This window comes from Streptomyces sp. NPDC048254 (assembly GCF_043201895.1).
Taxonomy (GTDB): Bacteria; Actinomycetota; Actinomycetes; order Streptomycetales; family Streptomycetaceae; genus Streptomyces.
Map to the genome: position 1 here is coordinate 115950 of NZ_JBICZJ010000002.1, position 20979 is coordinate 136928.

At 69.9% G+C, this 20979-nt stretch carries 26 protein-coding genes, 1 tRNA gene and 2 pseudogenes; 8 read left to right on the forward strand and 21 right to left on the reverse strand.

Annotated elements, in window-relative coordinates:
• Positions 1-5: 5 nt before the first annotated feature.
• The 4 genes and pseudogenes from ACGFZQ_RS05695 to ACGFZQ_RS05710 form a co-directional block, all read left to right on the forward strand.
• The gene (locus ACGFZQ_RS05695) at positions 6-1580 is read left to right on the forward strand and encodes a NuoM family protein (RefSeq protein WP_393839332.1); all 1575 of its coding nucleotides are present in this window, start codon (positions 6-8) and stop codon (positions 1578-1580) included.
• The gene (locus tag ACGFZQ_RS05700; protein ID WP_393839333.1) at positions 1577-3100 is read left to right on the forward strand and encodes an NADH-quinone oxidoreductase subunit N; all 1524 of its coding nucleotides are present in this window, start codon (positions 1577-1579) and stop codon (positions 3098-3100) included. Before ACGFZQ_RS05695 ends, ACGFZQ_RS05700 begins: the two co-directional genes overlap by 4 nt.
• Before the next feature lie 227 nt (positions 3101-3327).
• A complete protein-coding gene (gene htpX, locus ACGFZQ_RS05705) occupies positions 3328-4191 on the forward strand; it encodes a zinc metalloprotease HtpX (RefSeq protein ID WP_351748081.1) in 864 nt (287 codons plus the stop codon).
• 16 nt (positions 4192-4207) lie between these two features.
• Positions 4208-4306, forward strand: a pseudogene (locus ACGFZQ_RS05710) (YccF domain-containing protein); the annotation flags it as partial.
• Here ACGFZQ_RS05710 and ACGFZQ_RS05715 read toward each other — a convergent pair.
• From ACGFZQ_RS05715 to ACGFZQ_RS05725, 3 genes are all read right to left on the reverse strand, one after another.
• Entirely contained in the window at positions 4281-4658 is a 378-nt protein-coding gene (locus ACGFZQ_RS05715) for a transposase (protein ID WP_393839334.1), read from the reverse strand. The pseudogene ACGFZQ_RS05710 and the gene ACGFZQ_RS05715 overlap by 26 nt on opposite strands.
• 46 nt (positions 4659-4704) lie before the next feature.
• Positions 4705-5337 carry a GNAT family N-acetyltransferase gene (locus ACGFZQ_RS05720; protein WP_393839335.1) on the reverse strand — a complete coding sequence of 211 codons (633 nt, stop codon included), beginning with the start codon at positions 5335-5337 and terminating at the stop codon, positions 4705-4707.
• Positions 5338-5714: 377 nt separating this feature from the next.
• Positions 5715-6116: a YccF domain-containing protein gene (locus tag ACGFZQ_RS05725; RefSeq protein ID WP_393839336.1), complete on the reverse strand. Its 402-nt coding sequence runs from the start codon at positions 6114-6116 to the stop codon at positions 5715-5717.
• Between the two features lie 118 nt (positions 6117-6234).
• On the opposite strand from ACGFZQ_RS05725, the pseudogene ACGFZQ_RS05730 reads away from it, so the two are divergent.
• Together ACGFZQ_RS05730 and ACGFZQ_RS05735 are read left to right on the forward strand one after the other, a co-directional pair.
• Positions 6235-6526, forward strand: a pseudogene (locus ACGFZQ_RS05730) (YccF domain-containing protein).
• Between the two features lie 111 nt (positions 6527-6637).
• Entirely contained in the window at positions 6638-7210 is a 573-nt protein-coding gene (locus ACGFZQ_RS05735) for an SMI1/KNR4 family protein (RefSeq protein ID WP_393839337.1), read from the forward strand.
• A gap of 30 nt (positions 7211-7240) precedes the next feature.
• Here ACGFZQ_RS05735 and ACGFZQ_RS05740 read toward each other — a convergent pair whose 3' ends face one another.
• Entirely contained in the window at positions 7241-8485 is a 1245-nt protein-coding gene (locus ACGFZQ_RS05740; RefSeq protein ID WP_393839338.1) for an APC family permease, read from the reverse strand.
• Positions 8486-8674: 189 nt separating this feature from the next.
• Between ACGFZQ_RS05740 and ACGFZQ_RS05745 the strand changes: the two genes are divergently transcribed.
• Complete coding sequence (locus ACGFZQ_RS05745) at positions 8675-8941, forward strand: GlsB/YeaQ/YmgE family stress response membrane protein (protein ID WP_351693843.1); 267 nt, start codon at positions 8675-8677, stop codon at positions 8939-8941.
• Between the two features lie 80 nt (positions 8942-9021).
• On the opposite strand, the gene ACGFZQ_RS05750 is transcribed toward ACGFZQ_RS05745, so the two are convergent.
• The gene (locus tag ACGFZQ_RS05750; protein ID WP_351748076.1) at positions 9022-9510 is read right to left on the reverse strand and encodes a YajQ family cyclic di-GMP-binding protein; all 489 of its coding nucleotides are present in this window, start codon (positions 9508-9510) and stop codon (positions 9022-9024) included.
• 223 nt (positions 9511-9733) lie between these two features.
• On the opposite strand from ACGFZQ_RS05750, the gene ACGFZQ_RS05755 reads away from it, so the two are divergent.
• Positions 9734-9815 (forward strand) — tRNA-Tyr (locus ACGFZQ_RS05755).
• A 153-nt stretch (positions 9816-9968) separates the two neighbouring features.
• Here the strand turns inward: ACGFZQ_RS05755 and ACGFZQ_RS05760 are convergent.
• From ACGFZQ_RS05760 to ACGFZQ_RS05835, 16 genes are all read right to left on the reverse strand, one after another.
• Entirely contained in the window at positions 9969-11333 is a 1365-nt protein-coding gene (locus ACGFZQ_RS05760) for a tyrosine-type recombinase/integrase (protein ID WP_393839339.1), read from the reverse strand.
• Positions 11330-11539: a helix-turn-helix transcriptional regulator gene (locus tag ACGFZQ_RS05765; protein ID WP_393839340.1), complete on the reverse strand. Its 210-nt coding sequence runs from the start codon at positions 11537-11539 to the stop codon at positions 11330-11332. Before ACGFZQ_RS05765 ends, ACGFZQ_RS05760 begins: the two co-directional genes overlap by 4 nt.
• A 180-nt stretch (positions 11540-11719) precedes the next feature.
• Positions 11720-12865, reverse strand: coding sequence for a DUF3631 domain-containing protein (locus ACGFZQ_RS05770; RefSeq protein ID WP_393839341.1), 1146 nt, complete (start codon positions 12863-12865; stop codon positions 11720-11722).
• A complete protein-coding gene (locus tag ACGFZQ_RS05775; protein WP_393839342.1) occupies positions 12862-13278 on the reverse strand; it encodes a hypothetical protein in 417 nt (138 codons plus the stop codon). The genes ACGFZQ_RS05770 and ACGFZQ_RS05775 overlap by 4 nt, the downstream gene beginning before the upstream one ends.
• The gene (locus ACGFZQ_RS05780; RefSeq protein ID WP_393839343.1) at positions 13275-14180 is read right to left on the reverse strand and encodes a bifunctional DNA primase/polymerase; all 906 of its coding nucleotides are present in this window, start codon (positions 14178-14180) and stop codon (positions 13275-13277) included. The genes ACGFZQ_RS05775 and ACGFZQ_RS05780 overlap by 4 nt, the downstream gene beginning before the upstream one ends.
• An 88-nt stretch (positions 14181-14268) precedes the next feature.
• On the reverse strand, positions 14269-14811 hold the full coding sequence (locus tag ACGFZQ_RS05785; RefSeq protein ID WP_393839344.1) for a hypothetical protein: 543 nt from the start codon (positions 14809-14811) through the stop codon (positions 14269-14271).
• Between the two features lie 11 nt (positions 14812-14822).
• A complete protein-coding gene (locus ACGFZQ_RS05790) occupies positions 14823-15011 on the reverse strand; it encodes a hypothetical protein (protein ID WP_393839345.1) in 189 nt (62 codons plus the stop codon).
• Positions 15002-15274, reverse strand: coding sequence for a hypothetical protein (locus ACGFZQ_RS05795; RefSeq protein ID WP_393839346.1), 273 nt, complete (start codon positions 15272-15274; stop codon positions 15002-15004). Before ACGFZQ_RS05795 ends, ACGFZQ_RS05790 begins: the two co-directional genes overlap by 10 nt.
• A gap of 149 nt (positions 15275-15423) precedes the next feature.
• On the reverse strand, positions 15424-17505 hold the full coding sequence (locus ACGFZQ_RS05800; RefSeq protein WP_393839347.1) for a cell division protein FtsK: 2082 nt from the start codon (positions 17503-17505) through the stop codon (positions 15424-15426).
• A 91-nt stretch (positions 17506-17596) separates the two neighbouring features.
• The gene (locus tag ACGFZQ_RS05805) at positions 17597-17803 is read right to left on the reverse strand and encodes a DUF6257 family protein (RefSeq protein WP_393839348.1); all 207 of its coding nucleotides are present in this window, start codon (positions 17801-17803) and stop codon (positions 17597-17599) included.
• Between the two features lie 78 nt (positions 17804-17881).
• Positions 17882-18262: a DUF6251 family protein gene (locus ACGFZQ_RS05810; protein ID WP_362564562.1), complete on the reverse strand. Its 381-nt coding sequence runs from the start codon at positions 18260-18262 to the stop codon at positions 17882-17884.
• Entirely contained in the window at positions 18246-18638 is a 393-nt protein-coding gene (locus ACGFZQ_RS05815) for an RRQRL motif-containing zinc-binding protein (protein WP_393839349.1), read from the reverse strand. The genes ACGFZQ_RS05810 and ACGFZQ_RS05815 overlap by 17 nt, the downstream gene beginning before the upstream one ends.
• Entirely contained in the window at positions 18638-19507 is an 870-nt protein-coding gene (locus tag ACGFZQ_RS05820) for a protein spdB (protein ID WP_393839350.1), read from the reverse strand. The genes ACGFZQ_RS05815 and ACGFZQ_RS05820 overlap by 1 nt, the downstream gene beginning before the upstream one ends.
• Positions 19504-20169, reverse strand: coding sequence for a GGDEF domain-containing protein (locus ACGFZQ_RS05825; protein ID WP_393839351.1), 666 nt, complete (start codon positions 20167-20169; stop codon positions 19504-19506). Before ACGFZQ_RS05825 ends, ACGFZQ_RS05820 begins: the two co-directional genes overlap by 4 nt.
• Entirely contained in the window at positions 20166-20615 is a 450-nt protein-coding gene (locus ACGFZQ_RS05830) for a Pycsar system effector family protein (RefSeq protein WP_362564567.1), read from the reverse strand. Before ACGFZQ_RS05830 ends, ACGFZQ_RS05825 begins: the two co-directional genes overlap by 4 nt.
• A complete protein-coding gene (locus tag ACGFZQ_RS05835; protein WP_362564569.1) occupies positions 20612-20881 on the reverse strand; it encodes a DUF6284 family protein in 270 nt (89 codons plus the stop codon). The genes ACGFZQ_RS05830 and ACGFZQ_RS05835 overlap by 4 nt, the downstream gene beginning before the upstream one ends.
• Positions 20882-20979: the final 98 nt, after the last annotated feature.

Sequence of the window (20979 nt, forward strand, 5' to 3'; positions counted from 1 at the left end):
CAGGCGTGATCGATATCAACGAGTCCGTGATGCAGTTCCTTCTGGCACTGATCGTCGTCGGCCCGCTCCTCGGCGCCGTCGCCGCCCTGCTCCCCGCCCCGCCCGGGCTGAAGGGGAAGTCACCCGAGCAGACCGTGCTCCGCCACGGCGTGACCGTGACCGGCGTGATCCTCATCGCCGCGATCGTCCTCGCGCTCGGCTTCGACCAGGACCATCCGTCGAGGATGCAGGCCACGACCGACATCAGCTGGATCCCCGCACTCGACGTGCGCATCCACCTCGGCATCGACGGCATCTCCCTCCCCCTGGTGGTCCTGACCGCGCTGCTGACCTTCCTCTGCGCGCTCTACTCGTACTTCAACATGCCGGCGGGCCCTTCCCCGAAGGCGTTCGTCGCGCTGCTGCTCGTCCTGGAGTCCGGCACCCTCGCCAGCTTCGCCGTCCTCGACCTGCTGCTGTTCTTCCTCGCGTTCGAGATGGTCCTCGTCCCGATGTACTTCCTCATCGCCCGCTGGGGCGGCGAGGGACGGACCCGGGCCGCCTGGAAGTTCATCCTCTTCACCCTGCTCGGATCCGTCGTCATGCTGCTCGGCCTGCTCCTGATCGGAATCAATGCGGGCACATTCGACATGGTGGCACTCGCCACTGACAACGGCCGGTCACTGACCGCATCCGTGCAGGTCATCGCCGTTCTGGCGATCGGGATCGGGCTTGCGGTCAAGACCCCGATGTGGCCCCTGCACAGCTGGCTGCCGGACGCCCACACCGCCGCGCCGACCGTCGGCTCGGTCCTCCTGGCCGGTGTCCTGCTGAAGATGGGTACGTACGGGTTCGTCCGGATCCTGCTGCCGGTCGCGCCGGACGGATTCCGCACCTTCGCGCCGTACCTCGCCGCCTTCGCCGTGGTCGGGATCATCTACGGCTCCCTGGCCTGTCTGAACCTGGCCAAACGGGGCGCGAAGGGCGACCTCAAGCGCCTGATCGCCTACTCCTCCGTCGGCCACATGGGCTTCGTCCTGCTCGGCATCGCCACCATGACCCCGACCGGCGTCAACGGCGCCCTGTTCGCCAACATCGCCCACGGCCTCATCACCGGTCTGCTCTTCTTCCTGATCGGCGGACTCAAGGACCGCACCGGCACCACCGACCTCGACACCCTGGCCGAGGAGACGGGTGCCGCTCTGTACGGCAAGGCGCCCCGCCTCGGCGGGCTCCTCGCCTTCGCCGCCGTCGCCTCGCTCGGACTGCCCGGACTCGCCGGGTTCTGGGGCGAGATGCTCACCCTGTTCGGCGCGTTCGAACCCGCCGCCGGCCTCAGCCGCCCCGCCTTCCTCACCTTCATGGCGATCGCCGCCTTCGGCACCCTGCTGACCGCCGCGTACATGCTGACCGTGGTCCGCCGCGTCTGCATGGGCGCCGTACCGCAGGACATGCCGAAACTCGCCGACGTCCGCACCTACGAGTTCGCGGCCTGGACCCCGCTCGTCGCCCTCACCGTCGTCGCCGGACTGTGGCCGAAGGCCCTGCTCGGGCTCACCGACCCGGCCGTGCAGCAGCTCCTCGCAGGAGGCCCCCGATGAGCGTCCTGGCCCAGCCGTCGGCCGCGAACCTCGTCCAGTCCGTCGACTGGCTCGCCATCGCCCCGCCCACCCTCACCGCGGTCGTCGCCCTCGCCGTCCTCGTCGCCGACCTGTTCGTGCCGGAGGCCAGAAAGCCCCTCCTCGGCTGGGTGTCGGTCGCCGGACTCGCCGCGGCCGCCGTCCTGCTGCTGCCGCTCCTGGACCACGACCGCAGCACCTTCTGCCTGACGGGCGCCACGCGCGCGTGCAGCTACACGGCCGACCGGTTCACCCTGGTCGTGCAGTTCCTGGTGCTCGGCGGCGCCCTGCTCACGGCCCTGCTGTCCGTCACCACCCTGAAGGACGGCAACCGCCGCTACCCCCAGGGCGAGTTCTGGTTCCTCCTGCTCTCCTCGGCCGCCGGCGCCGCCCTGCTGCCCGCATCCCGCGACCTCGCCACCCTGATCGTCGCCCTGGAGGTCGCCTCCCTGCCCGCCTTCGCCCTCGTCGGCATCCGGCACGGCGACGCGAAGTCCTCCGAAGCCGCCCTGAAGTTCTTCCTGTCCTCGGTGACCGCGACCGCCGTCAGCCTCCTGGGCATCAGCTTCGTGTACGCCACCACCGGCAGCCTCTACCTCACCCAGGTCGCCGACCGCATCCAGCACGTCGACGGCCAGCTGCACACCCTCGCCCAAACGGGTGTCGTCCTCACCCTTGTGGGCTTCGCGTTCAAGACAGCCGCCGTCCCCTTCCACTTCTGGGTCCCCGACACCTACGTCGGCGCCCCGCTCCCCATCGCCGCCTACCTGTCCGTCGTCGGCAAGGCCGTCGGCTTCTCCGGCCTGATCCTGGTCACCGTCGTCGCCTTCCCGTCCTACGCCGACGTCTGGGGCCCCGCACTCGCCGCCCTGGCCGCCCTCACCATGACCGTCGGCAACGTCGCGGCCCTGCGCCAGCAGGCCACGCGCGCGTACAGCGCGGTACGACTGCTCGCCTGGTCGTCGGTGGGCCAGGCCGGCTACCTGCTCGTGCCGATCGCCGCCGCCGGATACGCCAACGACCCCCAGAAGGCCGTCGGCTCCACCGTCGCCTACGCCCTCATGTACGCGGCCGTGAACCTCGGCGCCTTCGCGGTGGCCGCCCTGGTCGGCCGTACGAAGGAACTCAACCGGCTCTCCGACTACCGCGGCCTGTACGCCAAGAACCCGCTGACCGCACTGCTCCTGGCGTTCTTCCTGCTGTGCCTGGCCGGACTCCCGCCCGGCATCATCGGACTGTTCGCCAAGGTCACCGTCTTCTCGGCGGCCGTCGACGCCGGCCTCGGCTGGCTGGCCGTCGTCATGGCCGTCAACGTCGTGATCGCCCTCTACTACTACCTCCAGTGGACGGCCCTGCTGTTCCGCGCTCCCGAAGGCGACACCGCCAGGCACCGCCTTCCAGCCCCCCTCACGGCCGCACTCGCCCTCACCGGAGCCCTCGGCGTCGCGCTTTCCGGCGCGCCCCAGCTGGTGCTCCGTTTCGCCGCCACCGGCCTGTTCTGACGCTCCGCACGCGCGCGTGCGGAGCACCGGCGCGGGCGGGGCGCGGATCTCACCCGGACGGCTCACGCGGCGCACAGCGGACACAAGGGAACTAGCGGCCGCCGCCTGGCGTTGACCAGTGCGTAAGGGTCCACTGGACGTGACACCACGACACCGGTGGCATCGCAGATCGGAAGGCAGCACCGCAGGCAAAGGGTTCCCCTGCCGCACGACTTGGAGGGCGTACCGTGCACCGCCGGCACAACGGACTCAGAACGGCAGTTCTCCTCGGAGGACTGTCGGCACTCATCATCGTCATCGGCAGCTTCTTCGGCCGGACGGGTCTGATCGTCGCGGTCCTCGTCGCCCTCGGCACGAACGCGTACGCGTACTGGAACAGCGACAAACTGGCGCTACGCGCGATGCGTGCGCGCCCGGTGAGCGAATTCGAGGCGCCGGCCCTGTACCGGATGGTCCGCGACCTCTCCACCCAGGCCCGCCAGCCCATGCCCCGCCTGTACATCTCCCCGACGGAGGCCCCGAACGCCTTCGCGACGGGCCGCAACCCGCGCAACGCCGCCGTGTGCTGCACGGAAGGCATCCTGCGCATCCTGGACGAGCGCGAACTGCGGGGTGTGATCGGCCACGAGCTCAGCCACGTCTACAACCGCGACATCCTCATCTCGTCGGTCGCCGGCGCCCTCGCCTCGGTGATCATGTTCCTGGTCAACTTCGCCTGGCTGATCCCGGTCGGCCGTTCGGACGACGACGACGGCCCCGGCTTCCTCGGCCTGCTGCTGATCATGATCCTGGGCCCGCTCGCCGCGACCGTCATCCAGCTCGCCATCAGCCGCTCCCGGGAGTACGAGGCGGACGCCTCCGGCGCCCAGCTCACCGGCGACCCGCTCGCCCTCGCCAGCGCCCTGCGCAAGCTGGAGACCGGCACCAAGCAGCTCCCGCTGCCCCCCGAGCCCCGGATCGAGACCGCGAGCCACATGATGATCGCGAACCCCTTCCGTCCGGGCCAGGGACTGTCCAAGATGTTCTCGACGCATCCGCCCATGGCGGAGCGGATCGCCCGGCTGGAGAAGATGGCAGGTCGCCCGCAGTGAAGACCATCCTGACGTCATTTGGCTCGTCCTGAGCGGCTTCTGGCTGTTCCTCGGCTACCTGCTGGCGGGCGTGATCCTCTGCATCACGATCATCGGCATCCCGTTCGGGATCGCCCCTCAGGGTGCAGCATCGCGCTCGGGTCGACTCGCCCTTCGATGATCATTGGCGGTAGGAGCTGAGGTTCGAGAAGAGGGGCCTGCTCCACGTCCGACAGCGCGGCGTTCACGCGGGCCCACGTGTCATCGGATGTCCAGGCGTTGAAGTGCTTCGAGGCCTGGATTGTGGCGCCGGTGTCCTTGATCACTTCAGGCCGCGATTTGCCGGTACGCGCCTTGTAGAAGATGGCGTCCAAGCACCGGCGCACGGTGCCCCTGCGGCCATTGGGCAGTAGGGGAGCTACCCTGGCCCATTGGTCTCTACCGCTGTGTATGTGAAGACCGACGATCTGTTGAGCGCCTCGCCGCAACTCGCGGCCCCGGCGTATGGCGCCGTTCGGGGATCCGGGTTGCGATTCAGGGAGCGACAGGCTTGTAGATGAAGCCGGTCAGCGGTGCGAGGACCTTCCAGTCCCGCGTTTCGTAGAGCGCTCGGCCTTGGACGGTCGCGCCCAGGATGCCGGTAGCCGCGCCGTTCTCGATGGCCGCGTTGGTGAGTGTGCCCATCACGACCGTCCCGAGGCCGAGGCGCTGGTGAGCCTCCTCGGTGACGATCTGGTCGAACACGTAGACATCGGCTGTCAGACCGATTTGGCCGCGGCCGGCGAGCTTCCCGTCGGCGGCCAGAATGCGTACGAATGTGACATCGTCGGCGGTCTCGGCGGTGGCTGTGTAACCGTCCGGCGCGCGCACGACGGACGGACGCAGGTCGACGGCCATCAGAAAGCCGGGATCGGTCGGCTCCCACGCGGGCGAGAACCACGGCTGCATGACGTCCGGTTCCAGAAAAGCCTTGATCCAGGTGGCCTGTTCGGTGATCGCGCCGACGAGCCCGCGGGCGGTCTCGACATCGGCGTCGAGCAGGACGTGACGGACCGCCTGGGCCGGCAGCCCGACCTGGATGCTCAGCCCCCACGGCATGGCTACCGGCTTCGGTGCCCGACGCGAGACGGTCCACCCGTCGACCCACGAGCGCGCGAGCTCCAACATCCAGACACCCCTCTAAGTAATGGCTGAGACCCAAATTTGGATTTACACAAACGTGGTGGCAGCCATCGACGGATCATCACATAAGTCCAAGAGGTCGGTGCCGACACGAACGGAGGGAGTTCCATGGTCGGCGTGTGGAGGCTGACCTGGACTCTCTCGTTACCGCACTGCGTTGGAGCGGCCGCACTCCACCAACCCGCTGTGGCACATCTACGAAAACGTTGACTCCAGCGGTTCAGTCGCCCTCTGCCGGGAAACACCCTGCGGTCTGCGCTCCTGTTCGGCTTCAGGCCACTCGGAGCGGGGACCGCCCGCAGGTTGTGGTCAGATCGCGATAGGAGTGCACGCGGTTCCCGCCTGCCATGCACGCAGAGCGGTCAGCGCCCGCCAAACCCTTGGTCCGTGGCTACTACCTCGCGACCCAAAGGCATGAGCGAGATAGGGATGAGCTTCAGGTTCGCCCACCCAAAGGGGATCCCGATGATCGACAGGAACAGCGGGATGCTCGTGATCAGGTGGGCCAGAGCCAGCCACCATCCCGCGAAGATCACCCAGATCACGTTGCCGATGAAGGAGCCGGCGCCGGCGTCCGGTCGGTCCACCGTGGTCCGTCCGAACGGCCACAGGACGTAGCCGGCGATACGCAGGGACGCGATGCCGAACGGGATGGTGATGATCAAGACGAAGCAGATCAGCGCTGCGATCAGGTAGCCGATCGCCATCCAGAAGCCGCAGAAGACGAGCCACAGGATGTTGAGCAGCAGGTTGAACACCTTCATGGTCGGTACCCTCTCCAGGTCACTCCGTCGGCATGCCTGCTGCCACAAGTATCAGCCGGTCAGGCGTCCAGGCGGAAGCGCAGCGCCCTTGTAGCGGGATTGGGAACGTCCCGAGACGATCCCCTTCGGCATAGCGGCGTTCCGTATCGGCGTCTACACCCTGTGGCCCTTCGGGTACACGACCGTCGAGCGGCGGGAACGCCGGCGTCCCCTCCTGTGTCGGCAACGTCCTGTGGCTCGTCCTCGCGGGCTGGTGGCTGGCCCTCGCCCACATCGTCACCGGTGTCGTGATGTGCCTGACGATCATCGGTATCCCGTTCGGTATCGCCGACTTCAAGCTGATCCCGGTCTCCCTGCTTCCGCTGGGACGCGAGATCGTGCCCACGGACCAGCCGTTCGCGGCCCGCTGACCACACCTCATCCGGAGCTTGCCGCACACGAGTTGTCCACAGGCCCGGACCCAGGCCCGGGGTTGTCCACAGGCCGCCGCGATTGTCAGTGGCGGCCTGCATCATGAAGCCATGACCGAGATCGAGCAGTTGCTGACACGGGTGGCCGTACAGGCCCGCGACTCCCGTCCATGGGGCTGGCCTTCGCTTCCCGCGCCCGTCGACGCAGCCACGCTCGACCGTGCCCGCGAGGCCCTGGGCTTCCCCCTGCCACCCCTCCTCGCCGCGCTCTACGGGCAGGTCGGCGACGGAGGCTTCGGCCCGTCCTACGGCCTGCTGCCCCTGCTCGACGCCGCCCCCTCCGGCGAACCGGCCGCCGTCACCCAGTACCTCGCCAACCGCGAGTACGGACGCAGGAACCCGGAGTGGCCCTGGCCGGAGGGCGTCCTGCCGATATCCCACTGGGGCTGCGGTATGTACGCCTGCGTGGACTGCCGCACCCCGCAGGCCACGGTCCTGCTCTACGAGCCGAACGCCGACGGCGCCGACAGCGCCTGGTTCGTGGACGCGCCCACCCTCACCGACTGGCTGTGCGTCTGGCTGAACGGCACGGGCTGGTACGAGGAGACCGACGAGGGCACGGATCTGGCGCCGTGGGACGACGTCCGGATACGCACGGCGCCGGCTCCGGAGCAGGCCTCCTGAGAAACCAGGCCTCCTGAACGCGACCGCCGACTACCGAACCGTCACCCGCCGCCGTACGGCGTACGCCACCGCGCCCGTGGCCAGCACGGCCGCCCCGGCGGCCACCGACACCAGCGGCAGCGCGAAGGCCAGCGTCGCACAGCCCAGCAGTCCGGCCACCGGAACCACACGGGCACGCGGGGCCCGATCGAGTGTCCAGGCCGAGGCGTTGGCCACCGCGTAGTACGCCAGCACGCCGAAGGAGGAGAAACCGATGGCACCCCGGACGTCCACCGTCGCCGCCGTCACGGCGACCACCGCGCCGACGGCCAGCTCCGCGCGGTGCGGGACCTGGAAACGCGGGTGCACGGCGGCCAGCGCCGGGGGCAGATGGCCGTCACGGGCCATGGCGAGCGTGGTCCGTGACACGCCCAGGATCAGCGCCAGCAGCGAGCCGAGCGCGGCCACCGCCGCCCCCACCCGCACCACGGGCACCAGCCTCGGCACCCCGGCCGCCCGCACCGCGTCGGCCAGCGGCGCCCCCGCCCGCCCCAGCGCGTCGGCGCCGAGCACGGAGAGCACGGCCACCGCCACGCACGCGTACACCACCAGCGCGATACCCAGGGCCAGCGGAATCGCGCGCGGGATGGTGTGCGCCGGGTCCCGCACCTCTTCGCCGAGGGTCGCGATCCGCGCGTACCCGGCGAACGCGAAGAACAGCAGGCCGGCCGCCTGAAGCACGCCGCCCACACCCGAAGACAGGCCGATGTCCAGCCGCCCGGCGTCCGCTCGCCCGGACGTCAGGCACACGACCACCACGGAAGCGAGGACCGCCAGCACCACGGCCACGATCACCCGCGTCAACCAGGCCGACTTCTGGATGCCGCCGTAGTTCACGGCGGTCAGCGCCACCACGGCCGCCACCGCGACCGCGTGCGCCTGCCCCGGCCAGGCGTAGGCGCCCACGGTGAGTGCCATCGCGGCGCAGGACGCCGTCTTTCCGACGACGAACGCCCAGCCCGCGAGGTATCCCCAGAAGGCGCCGAGCCGCTCCCGCCCGTACACGTAGGTGCCGCCCGACTGCGGGTAGCGGGCGGCGAGGCGGGCCGAGGACATGGCGTTGCAGTAGGCGACCAGAGCAGCGACGGCCAGGCCGGGCAGCAGCCCCGACCCGGCCGCGTGGGCCGCCGGACCCAGGGCCGAGAACACGCCGGCCCCGATCATCGAGCCGAGACCGACGACCACGGCGTCGCGCACGCCCAGCGTGCGCCGCAGACGGGGGGAGGAGGAGGCCATGCGCCGCACCCTACTGATCGCCGCAACCGTGAGGTGTCGCCGTGGCGTCCTCGTCATCGACAGCGCACGAACACACGCGCGACGGCTGTCTGCGGGCGTTCTCGCACACCCTGTCCGGCACAGCCGGCCGAGAACGAAAACACAGGGCCGGAACAGTGCGAACACAGCGCGGAAGGGCAGGTTCAGGGCATGGGCATCATCGGTTGGATCATCCTGGGACTGTTGGCCGGCGCCATCGCCAAAATCCTGCTGCCGGGACGCGACCCGGGCGGCTTCATCGGTACGACCCTCATCGGCATCGTGGGCGCGTTCCTCGGCGGCTGGATATCGGCCCGCTGGTTGGACCACCCCATCACCAAGAACTTCTACGACGGCGCGACCTGGGTGGCGGCGATCGGCGGCTCGCTGGTCCTGCTGATCGTCTACCGCCTGCTGTTCGGCAATTCGCGCGACTGAGCGCCCCTACCGCAGGCCGGCAGACGAGAAGGGTGGGTACCAGGGGTGCCCACCCCTCCTCGTACCTCGGCCGGCGGTGACTACCGGTAGTTCACGAACTGGAGCGCGAAGTCGAAGTCCTGGCCCTTCAGGAGCGCGATCACGGCCTGGAGGTCGTCGCGGCTCTTGGAGCTGACGCGCAGTTCGTCGCCCTGGACCTGGGCCTTCACGCCCTTGGGACCCTCATCGCGGATGATCTTCGCGACCTTCTTCGCGTTCTCCTGGGAGATGCCCTCCTCGATCGACGCGAAGATCTTGTACTCCTTGCCGGAGAGCTGCGGCTCACCCGCGTCCAGCGCCTTCAGCGAGATGCCGCGCTTGATCAGCTTCGACTGGAAGACGTCGAGGATCGCCTTGACCCGCTCCTCGGAGTTCGCCTGCATCAGGATCTTCTCGCCGGACCAGGCGATCGAGGCGCCCACGCCCTTGAAGTCAAAGCGCTGCGAGATCTCCTTGGCGGCCTGGTTGAGGGCGTTGTCGACCTCCTGCCGCTCGACCTTCGAGACAATGTCGAAACTGGAGTCGGCCATGTCCTGTGGCTCCTTGTATCTGGGGGCGTAACGGGATGCGTTCCGGCGCGCGACGGCGGCCGCGCCTGGTGTGGGGACCGGGCCGCATCCGCACCAGCCTAGCCACCCCAGGTCTCGCGAGCGCAGATCAATCGGGTGGCGGAGCACCCCTGGGGATCGGGTATTGTTTACGTCGTTGCCAGGGAGCACCGCCGAAAAACGGTCCGACTTGGTGGCAAACCCCGGCGGTGTGCCCGAGCGGCCAAAGGGAGCAGACTGTAAATCTGCCGGCTTCGCCTTCCCAGGTTCGAATCCTGGCGCCGCCACACGGGAACGAAGGGCCTGTGACCTGCGTAGTACGCAGGTCACAGGCTCTTCGTCATGTACCCCGACGGACAGCTGACTGTCTCACTCTGTCTCGCGTTCGAACGCCCTCTCTCGGACTCCGTGGACGGGGCGTGGACGGGATCGTGAGCCGGTCACCCCGCCTGCTCCAGGCGAGCAGAAATCTTGGCGTTCGCCGCACTGTCCCCGTCCTTGAGGAACTTGGCGTACACCCGAAACAGCACGGCCACGCTGTGGCCGGCGCGCTCTGCCACAAGCTGAGGCTCGACGCCTGAGCTGAGCCACGTGGACACTGCCGCGTGACGAAGATCATAAGGACGCTTCGCCAGCACGGACTCAAATTCCGCCCGGGTGAGTGCCCGCGAGCGAGCCTCAGCCCAGACTTCGCCGTACCCGGTGTCCTGGACCAGTCCGCCGCGCATCGTCTGGAAGACACGGCCGTCGGGGGCGGCGCCGTACGCGGTGAGGTGCCAGCGCAGTAGAGCGACCAGTTCAGGCGGAATCGGCACGCGACGGACGGCCTTCCTCGGTCGGTGCTTCAGTCCCTTCTTCTCGTGCGTCTCGCCGTTGTCCGTCCAGTCCTTGCCGGAACGCGGGCGCGTTTCATGGAGCCTCAGCAGGCCCCAACCACGGCGTGGCAGGTCGCAGTCTCCGACTTGTAATCCGATGACTTCGGCCGGCCGGGCAGCTGCGTAGTACATGCAGCCGAAGAATGCCGCGAGTCGGCGACCGCGCTTGCTCTGGTCGCGAACCGCGTTCAGTAGCTTCGCCGCTTGCCCGGGGTTGGGTGCGCAGGCTGGGTCTACTTCTTCGACGACCTGCTCCGGGGCCTTCCACTTGATGCGGTCTAGCGGGTTGTCGCTGAGCAGTTCGGCGTCAACCGCGTATTCGAGTGAGTTGTAGAAGATTGCGCGCTTTCGGCGGATGGTTCCAGGTGCTGCAGTCTTGCCGTCCAGCTTCTTTGAAAGGGCATTCAGCGCGGCCCGTACGGTCAATCTGTCCGAAAGCGCTGACATGGGGAGAGACTTCCTCTCGAACCAGTTCAGCACCTTGACCACGTCGGCGGGTGTGTCCTGCTCCCACTGGTTCTTGTTGAACGCCCAGCTATAGAGGGCACGGCGGACGATTCCCGGGTCCGGCATCCCCTTCGTGTCCTTCACGAACGCCGGAGTTACGGTCGCCATTGCTTCGGCGAGCGTCCGCCGGGTGTTGCCGGGGGAGCCGTCCCACTTCATCTCGATGTAGTTGCGGGCGTGTTCGTACCACGTGATGTCCCGCTTCTTGTCGACCATGGACTTTGGCAATCCACTCTCGACGTCGAACGGCTCGCCCTCCCGGGCCGCCGTAATGAGTTGGGCTCGGCGGCTGTCCGCCAGGCCGTGGGTGAGGAACGACTCCGAGTGCGGCCGGATGCCCACCTTCCATCGGAGTTGGTAGGGCTTCCGGTAATCACGTTTCCGGATGGCCCAGATCTTGACGGTGTAGCTCCACTCGGTCACGCGGCATCCAATTCGTCTTTGAAGGCGTCCAGGACACTTCGGCGCACGCAGATACGGCCCGACGGTGTGCGGCGCGCTTCGGGGCCGTAGCCACGGTCTCGCCACCGGTACCAGGTGGCGCGGCTGATACCGATCTCGTCCAGGGCTTCGCTCAAGGGCAGCAGTTCATCCTTCGGCGCGCGGTGCCGGCGGGTGGCGGTGCTCATGCGGTTGCTCCTCTGGGGGCAGTCCTCGGGGGACTCTCTGAGGGGGCGCTACTTCCGCTACCGCCGCTACCGCGCAGGTCAGGGGCCCGTTCGGGGTAGCGGGAAGGGGTAGCGGTAGCGGATGGGTAGCGGCGCGGTAGCGGCAACCGGGGACCGTTGCCGCTACCGCGTAGTTGCTGGTCAGGCCAGGTTTTCGGTGCCAGGTAGCGGAGGTAGCGGACTTTCCGGGGGTGGGGGGCAGTAGCGGGCCCACGCGTCCCACAGATCGGCGGCGTAATAGCCCTTGAGGACACTCCCGGCGGTCTTGATGTTGCGGGAGGCGATCGGCTCGTTGTCCGCCGTCATGTACTCGGCGAGCATCCGCGACAACCTGCGGTTGTCGAGCGGCTTGCCGTGCAGATCGGCCCACGGTGCGTCGTCCAGGGCGTTCAGGCGATCCAGGATGGCCACGGTGGGCAGCCGGTCGATACCGACCATGACGTGGTCACGCAGGTCGGCGAGCAGCCGGATCCCGAGACTGCCCTTGTCGTTGGCCTTGGACGCGGTCACCAGCGCCACACACGCGGCGCGGGCCCGCTCCGGCCAGCCACCGCCGACAGCGTCCGCGATGGCGAGCAGCGGCTCCCACACGTCCGCGGGACGGTCGGTGACCCCGTCGGGCATGTCGGGCCAGGCACCCATCACGAACCCCCGCGCGTGCTCGGCCCATTGGGCGAGCCGGTCCCGGAGCTTGTGCCCTTCCCCCTCGTGGACGCGGGCCCGGAACGACTCAACACGCTCGTTGCGGGCCCGCCGGCGCATCCGGATGATGACCGACCGGGTCATGATCGTGTCGGGCAGCGAGCCGAGACCGGCGACCGCGACGGCGCAGTACGAGGGGAAGGCCTGAACGGTCTGGTTGCCGCCGTCGCCGATGCACCGGTAGGTGACCCCGGTGCGGCGGTGGCCGGCGTTCAGGAACCCGCGCAGTTCCTCGTTCTCCCCCGCCTTGGGCCCGAACACGGTGTCGATCTCGTCGAAGAGGATCGTCGGTCGGCCGGACGGGTTGGAGACGGAGCGGAACAGGGCGGCGGCGGACGCGTTGACCGCCGTCATGGGGGCGGGCACGAGGGTTTCCACGATCTCCAGTGCGCGGGACTTCCCCGACCCCGGTTCCGGGGAGAGGAAGGCCAGGCGGGGGGTGGAGTCGAAGCAGTCGAGCAGGTGCGCGTGCGCGTCCCACAGCGCGACGGCGACGTAGGCGGCTTCGGTGGGGAAGACGTTGAACCGGCGGTGGAAGGCTTCGACGTCGTTGAGCAGTGCGGCCCCGTCGGTGGTGGGGGTCATGCGGCGGCCCTTCCTTCCATGGGGGATGCGGGCGTGCCGGTGCAGGCGGCCCGGTGCGCCTCGTACTCCGTGACCAGCGCGGCGACGGTGCGCGGTCCGGGCGCGGTGCCGGTCTGTCCGCAGGGACAGGCGTAGGCGGCGGTCGGGGTGTCTCCGTAGCGCTTGGACCAGCGGGCCCCGTCGTTGTGGTCGCGGTAGACCGGCGGGGCGTAGATCCGGATCCCGGGCCGATCCGGCGTCGGATTGGCCGAGTCGGCCGGCTGCGAGTCAGAGAGAAGGGCACTTCGGACGCCCTTGCGGGCGGCGCCTTTCGGCTCGCCCACGGCCGGCGGGCCCTGCGGTGAGTAGGCGTCCGGCTGGCCGGTCGGGGTGGTGGTGATGCTCTTCAGGAGGGGGCGGGAGCGTGGGCTCATGCCGCCTGCCCGCGTGCGGAGTTGTGGGTGATGGACCAGTCCAGGGCGCTGCGGAGAGTCGAGCGGCACTCGGCGGCGGACAGTCCTGCCCCCTGCCCTGCCTCCTGAAGAGCCTGCTCGACCACGTGCCGGGGGAGGTCGCCCCACGCGACGAAGCGCCCCAGTGCGCGCGCCGCCCGGAACAACGAGCCTTCCCGCGCCCCCTGTTGGGCCATGGCCACATTCCGGGCCTCATTGGCGAGTGCTGCATCCGCATATCGACTGGATTGCCCCGCAACGACCCCTGAGGGGGCCTGAGAGGGATTGGGGACGGGTTGCAGGATGGTTTGGAGCCAGAGCGGCAGAGGCGCCGCTACGGGGGCGCACAGGGCTTCGTAGGTTCCGGTAGGGGTGGTGCTGCCGGCGGCGACGACGTAGCCGCCCCACGCTCGCGTGTCCACCAACCTCCCGATCGTCCCTGCGGTGTTGGTCAGGCAGATGCCGGCCGGGGCGGTGAAGTACAGGTGCCCCCCGCCGCTCGCGGTCCGCACCCGGTAGGTGTCCGGGACGGCGTGGCCGGCGCGCTCACAGAGCGCCCCGAAGGTCGCCGCGCCGTCAGGCGCGTCCGCACTGCCCTTGTCCTTGGGCACGTCCAGGTCGACCACGAGCAGCCCAGAGGGGCCGGTTGCGATGCCGACGTTGAACGGGGCCCGCGACCAGGCCACTTGGATGCGGTCGGGGTCGGTGGTGGCGCGCTGCTCCCACTTGCGGTGTCCGGCCGCGCACTCCCCGGTGCGGGGGCACACCTGCTCGCCGTGCAGGGCGGGCGGCTTGCCTCCCGGGCGCAGGGGGAAGACGTGCCAGCCGCGACCGGCCGCGTCAAGGGCTGCATGCAGCAGCGCGGTTCGGAGGTCATGGGTCATGCTGGATGTCTCCAGTTCCTTGGTTGGGTCCTGGTTGGGCAAGGGCGACCCCGGTTCTTGGCGGAATGGGGGGTCGCCCTTGGCGCATCTAGTGGTCGGGGTCGGGGTGCCGGAGGCAGTCGCCCTCGCCGAAGTCGTCGCAGACGCATGCGGCTTGCCGGGCGTACTGCTGGCGGACGTAGCCGCGCGGGTCGTGGTCGGCCTGGTCCAGGAGGTACGGGGCCATGGGCACTCGGTCGGTTTCGAGCATCAGGAGCATCCGGGCCGACGTGAGCGCGGTCTCCGAGGTGTCGCCGGACCCGTCCGGTTCGTCCAGCAGGGCGATGCGGTCCAGGAGGGCGGCCTTGCGGAGGTAGAAGACCCGGTCCAGTTCGGTGAAACATGCGGCGGTGGCGAGGGTGCGGGCGGTCCACCCGATCTCGCTGACGATGCTCGGGGCGTGGACGTACGCGGTGTCCGGGGTCGGGAAGGGTTCCGGGTCGGGCCGGTGGTCGGCGGTGACGTACAGGCGGGTGCGCTTGCCGTCCCGGGTCGGATAGGCACGCGTGGCGCCGGCGGCGAACGTGTCGGCGAGGGCGGCGGTGACGCGGTCGGTGTCGTCGGGGTCGCAGATGACGCGGATCTCGAACACGGCACTCCTGATCAAGGGTTGGGGAGGGACTGGACGACGGCGGTGGCCAGGTTGTTGATGGGTCCGGCGGCGCCGGTGGAGGCGAGGAAGAACCCGAACATGACGGCGATGAACGCGGCGCCGGCGCTGAGGCTGTTGCTCCGCAGCAGGAAGAACAGGACCAGCCCGAAGAGCAGGACGAGGGAGACGGTCACGGCCATTCGGAGAACTCCCGATCGGTGAGGCGGCGAGGGTGGGCACGGCGGGTGCCGTCGCGGTGGACGGCGCGGCCGGTGTTGAGCAGCCGCCGGCCGGCGCGCAGCCGGTAGCGGCGGCCGTGGCAGCGCCGGCACAGCTTGACCTTGCGGCGGGCCTGCCGGACGCCGGTTGCGGAGCACTTCCGGCACGGCGCGAACGGCTTGACCGCACATAACACTGCGTAACCAGCGAGTGCGAGCAGCAGGGCGCAGCTAGCGAGAGCCACTAGGGCTCACATCCCTTCCAAGGGCGGTTTCGGGGTGTTTTCGCAGGTGGGCCGCTAGACGCTAGTGAGCTGATCAGCGGCCCTGCGGGGCGCTAGTACGGCTGCTAGACCTAGCGGCCGGGGCTGCTAGGTCTAGCAGCGGTGCTGGGTCAGGCGGCGGCCCGATCGGCGTTACGGCGCGTAATCGCGGCGGTGATGTCGGCGCGCTTGATGCCGCGCCGGTTGGCGCCCTCGCCGTCGTCGGTGGTGCCCCAGACCTGCCCCGGCTTGATGCCCCAGGGCTTGAGCGCGGCGGTGACGTTCTCGCCCTGCCACCCCGTGTAGGTGTCGGGGTCGGCGGCGGCGAGACGGGCGGCGATCCGCTCGCACCACACGGCTTTCTCGTCGTCGGCGATGACGTTCAGGGTGTCGGCGAGGATGTCGGAGCCGGGACCGGTGTTCTCCGGGCCGTTGCCGATGGCGTGGCCGGTGACGTTGCCGTACTGCTCGCGCACGGTCCGGGCGCGGGCGACGATGCGTTCGGCGGCGACCGCGTCCACGAACGCGGACGCGACGATGCGCGGGTCGTCGCCCTCACCGGCCATCCAGCAGATGCCCCGGTCGGAGCGGGAGAACATCGTGGCCCGGTACCCCGACTTGTACATCGACGTACCCAGCACCATGTCGTTGGCGGGCTGGCCCATCACCTTCAGGCAGAACCGCAGAACCGCGTTCGCGCTGATGCCGGTGGGCAGGGACTTCGCGTCGGGCCGCTGGGTGCCGAACATGGCCACGATGCCCAGGGCGGGGCCGCGCTTGGTCAGGTCGGTGCAGATCGACTCGATCTCCTTGCCGTACTCCTCGTGCTCGAACGGCACCTGGCACTCGTCGAACCCGACGACGATCGGGTGCAGACCCAGGCTCTTGTCACTGGCCAGTTCGGGGGTGACCTTGGACTCCGGGCAGCGCGTACGGGGCAGGGACTTGATGACCTTCGCGCGGCGGCGCAGTTCCTCCTTCAGCTCCCGCAGGGCTTGGACGACGTAGAGGATGTCGTCGTCTTCCTCGCCGGCGCGGTAGCGGTGGCAGACCGGCTCCAGGGCGCCGAAGTCACCGGTGCCCTTGAAGTCGAACGCGTGCAGCTCCGCCCGCGGATCGAGAGCAGCGATGAGCAGCAGCAGCCGCATCAGGAACGTCTTCCCCATGCGGGGAATCGAGCCGACCACGACGGACGCGAACATGAGCGTCACGGACACGTCGCGCATGCGCTGGTCGTTGCCGAACACGACCGGCCGGAACAGGTCGACCGTGCCCGACTTCGCGAGCGGCCACGCGGGCTTGGTGGTCTCGTTCATCGGCTTGTCACCGACCCACAGAACGAGTCGCCCCTCGTGCTGCTCGGGATCGGGGGCGGGCCACACGCAGCCGGTCTTGCGGCGAAGCCCGGAGGCGAGAGGCTTGCGGGCCTCCATGATGTCTTCCGGCGTGACGCCGTAGGGAAGGTCCAGGTCCGCGCGGTAGCCGGGCCCGTCCCGCACGATCTCCGAGACGAACCGCAGCCCGTTCATGTCCCCGCCCTTCTTGATGGCGGTCGTGATCTTCGCGTTCCCGATGCTGTCCAGGCCGCGCAGAACGATGGAGCCGGTGAGCTTCTGCACCTCGGTCTTCAGGACCGCCGGGCCGACCACGGGGGCGTCGGGCTGCTGTCCGCCGATGCCGAGCAGCAGCACCCCGCCGGCGGCGAACGCGTACAGGTAGGCGGGGGCGAGGACGTACAGGTACAGGGCGAATCCGAGTCCGAAGACGGCGGCGACCAGGGTGACCAGCCCGCGCAGCCGGATCCGGCCGGCCCGCAGCCGGGCCAGGCGCATGTACTCCTCGACGTCCTCGGTCCGCACCGCGAAGTCCCGCAGGGGTGCGGCTTCGCGGTCCCACATCCACCGGTTGGTGGACGCGATGAACCGGCACGCGCCCCGGGGCGACATCAGGGCGAGGCGTCCGGCATACACCGGGATGCGAACGCCATGGTAGAGCGCGGCGTAACCGACGTTCGCGCTCGTGTGGCGGGCGGTGGCGAGGAAGTCACGCCGGTTGGTGAGCCATCCGGCGAGCACCGGCTTGCGCTTCTCGACCCTGATCTTCGGGTCCGGCAACTTCGGGTTGTCCACCGGCACGGGTGCGGCCGGCATGTCGTCGTCGGGGGTGGTGGCGGGCACGGGGCGCAGGTGCGGGCCCATGGTGCTGTCCGTCATTCTGGGTACTCCCTGCTGCACACAAAGTGGGTGGTGGGTGGCCCGGGGGCGGCCGGTTTCCTTGGCCGGGACGACCGTCCCCGGGGTGTAGCTACTTGCCGTTCTTGCTGGTGCGGCCCTGTTCGGCGCGCTTGCGGGCCTGGTTCTCGATCCGCTCGACCCTGCGCTGAAGGTCGCTCTGGTCGACCCGTCCGCCGAACTGGCGGTCGTCGGCGAGTCCGCGCTTGGCCATCCGGGCGACCAGCAGGGTCAGGCGGGCCTTCTCGCCGGCGGTGAAGCGGAGCTGTTCGCTGCTCACGTCTGTCTCCCGTTCCGGGCCGGACTGTCCGGCTCCCCACGGCCCCGGGACACGGGGGCCCGGAACCGCGGGGAGCTGTCAGCGCCGGCGGGAGCGGCGGGCGGTGTCGGCGGCGCGCTTGCCGTCCTCACCGCCGACCGAGCGGACGACGGTGACGACACCCCACGCGCACACCGCCGCGATGAGCGCGAGCAGCGCGAGATTGGCAGCGATGGCGGTCAGGACGCCGACCAGCAGCGGGCCGAAGTAGACGCCGGCCGCCACCGTCCCGGCACCGATCCCGGAGCCGAGCGCGATCCGCTGAACGGTGCGGTCCGGCGGCGCCTGGTGAACATGCTGGTGGATGACCTGCGGGCCGCTGTAGGGCTGCTGCTGGGGAGGGGCGGGGAGGCGGTCGGTGTAGGTGTAGGTGCCGTCGGGGAGCTGGACGACCCGGGGCACGTCAGGCAGCGATTCCATCGCAGGTCCCTTCGGGGTAGGCGCACAGCACGCACATCCCGAGGGAGCGCGGCATGCAGTAGCTGTAGGTGAGCTGGCACTTCGGGCAGGTGCGGCGGGCGAGCATCGCCAGCGCGAGCGCGCCCCACTTGCGGGAGGTCATCGGCCGGACCGGAAGCGCCCGGTCGACGTGGTAGAGGTAGGCGACCCTGGGGGTTCCTGCGCGGCGGTTCAGGCGCATGACCTGCGCTGCTACCGGCTGGCCCCCGGGACGCAGGCCCTGGGCCCGTAACTGGCGGCGGGTGGCATACCCGTCGGGGGCGAGCTTCCAGGGGAAGGTGGGTATGCCCCACAGGGCGCCCTCGGGGTCGAAGCACTTCCCGTAGACGCCGGCCATCACGCCACCCGCTTCCAGGCGGCCCGCAGGCGGACCTCGGATGCGGAGTGGCCGGCCGCGCGGAAGCGGGTGGCCATCTCCCGGTACGACAACGGCGGTTGCTCACTCAGCCGGATCCCGTCCACCAGTACATCGAGTGCGTCATCGGCGAGCGCGGGCGCCTGCTCCAACGCCGCAACCCGCTCGGAGGGCCCCCAGACGGGAAGGTTCCACGAGGGTGTGACGTCGGGTGTGACGCGGGCCGTCACGCTGGTCAGGGCGCGGCCGGTGCTCTCGCCCTTGCGGGCTGCTTCCAGCGTCGACCACGCCCCCGCGAGCCTGTCAGCGGTCTTGGCCTGGACGCGTGCGACGCGCGCCCCCGCCTCCGTCACGGCCGTCAACCGCGTCTCCTCCGTGGACGCTTCCGCGCGCAGTCGGGCACGGGCCACGGCCGCGTCGTCGCGGGCTTCCTGCTGAATGCCCCGGATCGTGTCGAGCGCGGCCGGGGTGAGTGCGGTGCGCTCCCACAAGCCGTGGACCAGCCACAGAGCCTTGGCGGCGATCGGCAGCCACGCCACGGCCAGCCACGCCCCCGTCGACTCGTCGGCGGTCAGCGCGTGGGTGACCAGGACACCCGAGGCGACCGCACCGAAGGACCAGCCGACGGCGGTCACGGCGTTGCTGTGGTCGCCCTGCGCGGCCAACCGGCGCTCATACGCGAGGGTGGCGAGCCATCCGCCGTCGATGCCCAGACCGACGACCAGGGCGACGTACCAGGGCACGGCCGTACCCAGCCACATCATGACCACGGCCAGGGTGAGCACCATGGACACGGCCGTCATGGCGACCGCCGGCAGCACGGTCAGCAGGGTCTTGTTCAGGCGTGTCATGCCGCTTCCCTCCCCGGGGTGGTGTGGGTGCCGGGGCGTCCGGTGCGCCGCCCGGCAGTCGTGGTGCGGCGGGGCGCGAACGCGGCGTTCTGCCAGCCGCCACCGCCGCGCTTGGCCGTGTACATGGCCTCATCCGCCAGGCGCAGCAACGCCGGCAGCTCCCGTCCGGTGCCGGCGGCGGCGTCGCTGGAGAGCGCGCCGCCGACGGACGCACCGACCCTCAGGTCACGTCCGTCGTGCCGGAACGGGGCGGTGATTTCGCCGTGCAGACCGCGCAGCAGCCACGGCAACGCCACCGGATCCGGCAGGACCACGGCGGCGGCGAACTCATCCCCACCCAGCCGGCCCGCGACCGCCCGTCGGTGTCCGGTGAGGGCGTCGGCCAGGCTTCCGGCCGTGGCACGGATCGCAGCATCACCGGCCGCGTGCCCGTGGGTGTCGTTGAGGGCCTTGAACCCGTCCAGGTCGACCAGGACCACGGCGACGTGCGGATGCCGGGCCAGCAGCCTGCTGGCGCGCTGCTCGAACGCGTCCCGCGTCCACAGCCCCGACAACGGGTCATGGCGCGCGACCGACAGACGGCGGCGCAGCCACAGCCCGTGGACGCCCCAGCCGGCCGCTAACGGACCGGCCGCCGAAGCCATGCTCACCAGCGCGTTCATGCCGCACCCCCGACCGCGAGCACCACGGCGAGCACGAGCAGGGCGCCGCCGGCGCGGGTCAGGTCGACCGCGCGGCGCAGGCAGGTGAACTTGACGACGGCGATGCGGGAGAGTCCGGCGATGTCGGCGGCGAGATCCGTCGACAGGCTCGCGGTGATCTGTTCGGGGGTCAGGGTCGCCCACAGCGGGAACCCGTGACCGCCGTTCAGGTTCGGCCGCACCGACGTCAGTAGCACGCTTGCGGCACCGATCAGCAGCACCATCCCCAGCACCCCGACCACCACGGCCGGCGGGTTGAGGGGGAGGGCGCTGCCGATGGTCCAGGCGCCGGCCAGGACCGCGCCGACGAACGCGAGTAGCAGGGCGGTCTTGTTGTCGGTCCGCGTGATCTCCGCTTTCACTTCGGCGTGCGCGGCGGTGAGGCTCTGTCCGGCCGGGGCGCTCACGCGGCACCGCCGGGCAGGGTCGCACCGGCCGTGCGGTTGGCGAGTGCCAGCCGTTCGGCGAGCACCCGGCGGCGGGCCCGGCGGATGCGGCGGGTGTCCAGCTCGTTCGGGGTGCGGTCCAGGGTGGTGATCTGCGCGTCCAACAGGTCGACGTCCGCCAGGATCAGCGGCATCTCCCGCTCGATCGCGTCCAGCTCCGCGTCCGTGGGCTCGATCCACGGCTCGAACGCGGTAACGGCGTCCTGAACAGTAACGATGTGTTCCATTGGGTCTGGTTCCTTCCAGAGAGGAACGGCCCGAACAGCGGCCCCGGTGTTCGAGCACCGGGGCCGCGCGCCGTTGAAGTCGGGTTGTCCGGCTCCCC

Coding starts and splice junctions, on each gene's coding strand:
- ACGFZQ_RS05700 (WP_393839333.1), top strand. CDS start 1,577: ATGAGCGTCCTGGCCCAGCCGTCGGCCGCGAACCTCGTCCAGTCCGTC.
- ACGFZQ_RS05720 (WP_393839335.1), bottom strand. CDS start 5,337: ATGTTGGAGCTCGCGCGCTCGTGGGTCGACGGGTGGACCGTCTCGCGT.
- ACGFZQ_RS05725 (WP_393839336.1), bottom strand. CDS start 6,116: ATGAAGGTGTTCAACCTGCTGCTCAACATCCTGTGGCTCGTCTTCTGC.
- ACGFZQ_RS05735 (WP_393839337.1), top strand. CDS start 6,638: ATGACCGAGATCGAGCAGTTGCTGACACGGGTGGCCGTACAGGCCCGC.
- ACGFZQ_RS05740 (WP_393839338.1), bottom strand. CDS start 8,485: ATGGCCTCCTCCTCCCCCCGTCTGCGGCGCACGCTGGGCGTGCGCGAC.
- ACGFZQ_RS05745 (WP_351693843.1), top strand. CDS start 8,675: ATGGGCATCATCGGTTGGATCATCCTGGGACTGTTGGCCGGCGCCATC.
- ACGFZQ_RS05750 (WP_351748076.1), bottom strand. CDS start 9,510: ATGGCCGACTCCAGTTTCGACATTGTCTCGAAGGTCGAGCGGCAGGAG.
- ACGFZQ_RS05765 (WP_393839340.1), bottom strand. CDS start 11,539: ATGAGCACCGCCACCCGCCGGCACCGCGCGCCGAAGGATGAACTGCTG.
- ACGFZQ_RS05770 (WP_393839341.1), bottom strand. CDS start 12,865: ATGACCCCCACCACCGACGGGGCCGCACTGCTCAACGACGTCGAAGCC.
- ACGFZQ_RS05775 (WP_393839342.1), bottom strand. CDS start 13,278: ATGAGCCCACGCTCCCGCCCCCTCCTGAAGAGCATCACCACCACCCCG.
- ACGFZQ_RS05780 (WP_393839343.1), bottom strand. CDS start 14,180: ATGACCCATGACCTCCGAACCGCGCTGCTGCATGCAGCCCTTGACGCG.
- ACGFZQ_RS05790 (WP_393839345.1), bottom strand. CDS start 15,011: ATGGCCGTGACCGTCTCCCTCGTCCTGCTCTTCGGGCTGGTCCTGTTC.
- ACGFZQ_RS05800 (WP_393839347.1), bottom strand. CDS start 17,505: ATGACGGACAGCACCATGGGCCCGCACCTGCGCCCCGTGCCCGCCACC.
- ACGFZQ_RS05810 (WP_362564562.1), bottom strand. CDS start 18,262: ATGGAATCGCTGCCTGACGTGCCCCGGGTCGTCCAGCTCCCCGACGGC.
- ACGFZQ_RS05815 (WP_393839349.1), bottom strand. CDS start 18,638: ATGGCCGGCGTCTACGGGAAGTGCTTCGACCCCGAGGGCGCCCTGTGG.
- ACGFZQ_RS05820 (WP_393839350.1), bottom strand. CDS start 19,507: ATGACACGCCTGAACAAGACCCTGCTGACCGTGCTGCCGGCGGTCGCC.
- ACGFZQ_RS05825 (WP_393839351.1), bottom strand. CDS start 20,169: ATGAACGCGCTGGTGAGCATGGCTTCGGCGGCCGGTCCGTTAGCGGCC.
- ACGFZQ_RS05835 (WP_362564569.1), bottom strand. CDS start 20,881: ATGGAACACATCGTTACTGTTCAGGACGCCGTTACCGCGTTCGAGCCG.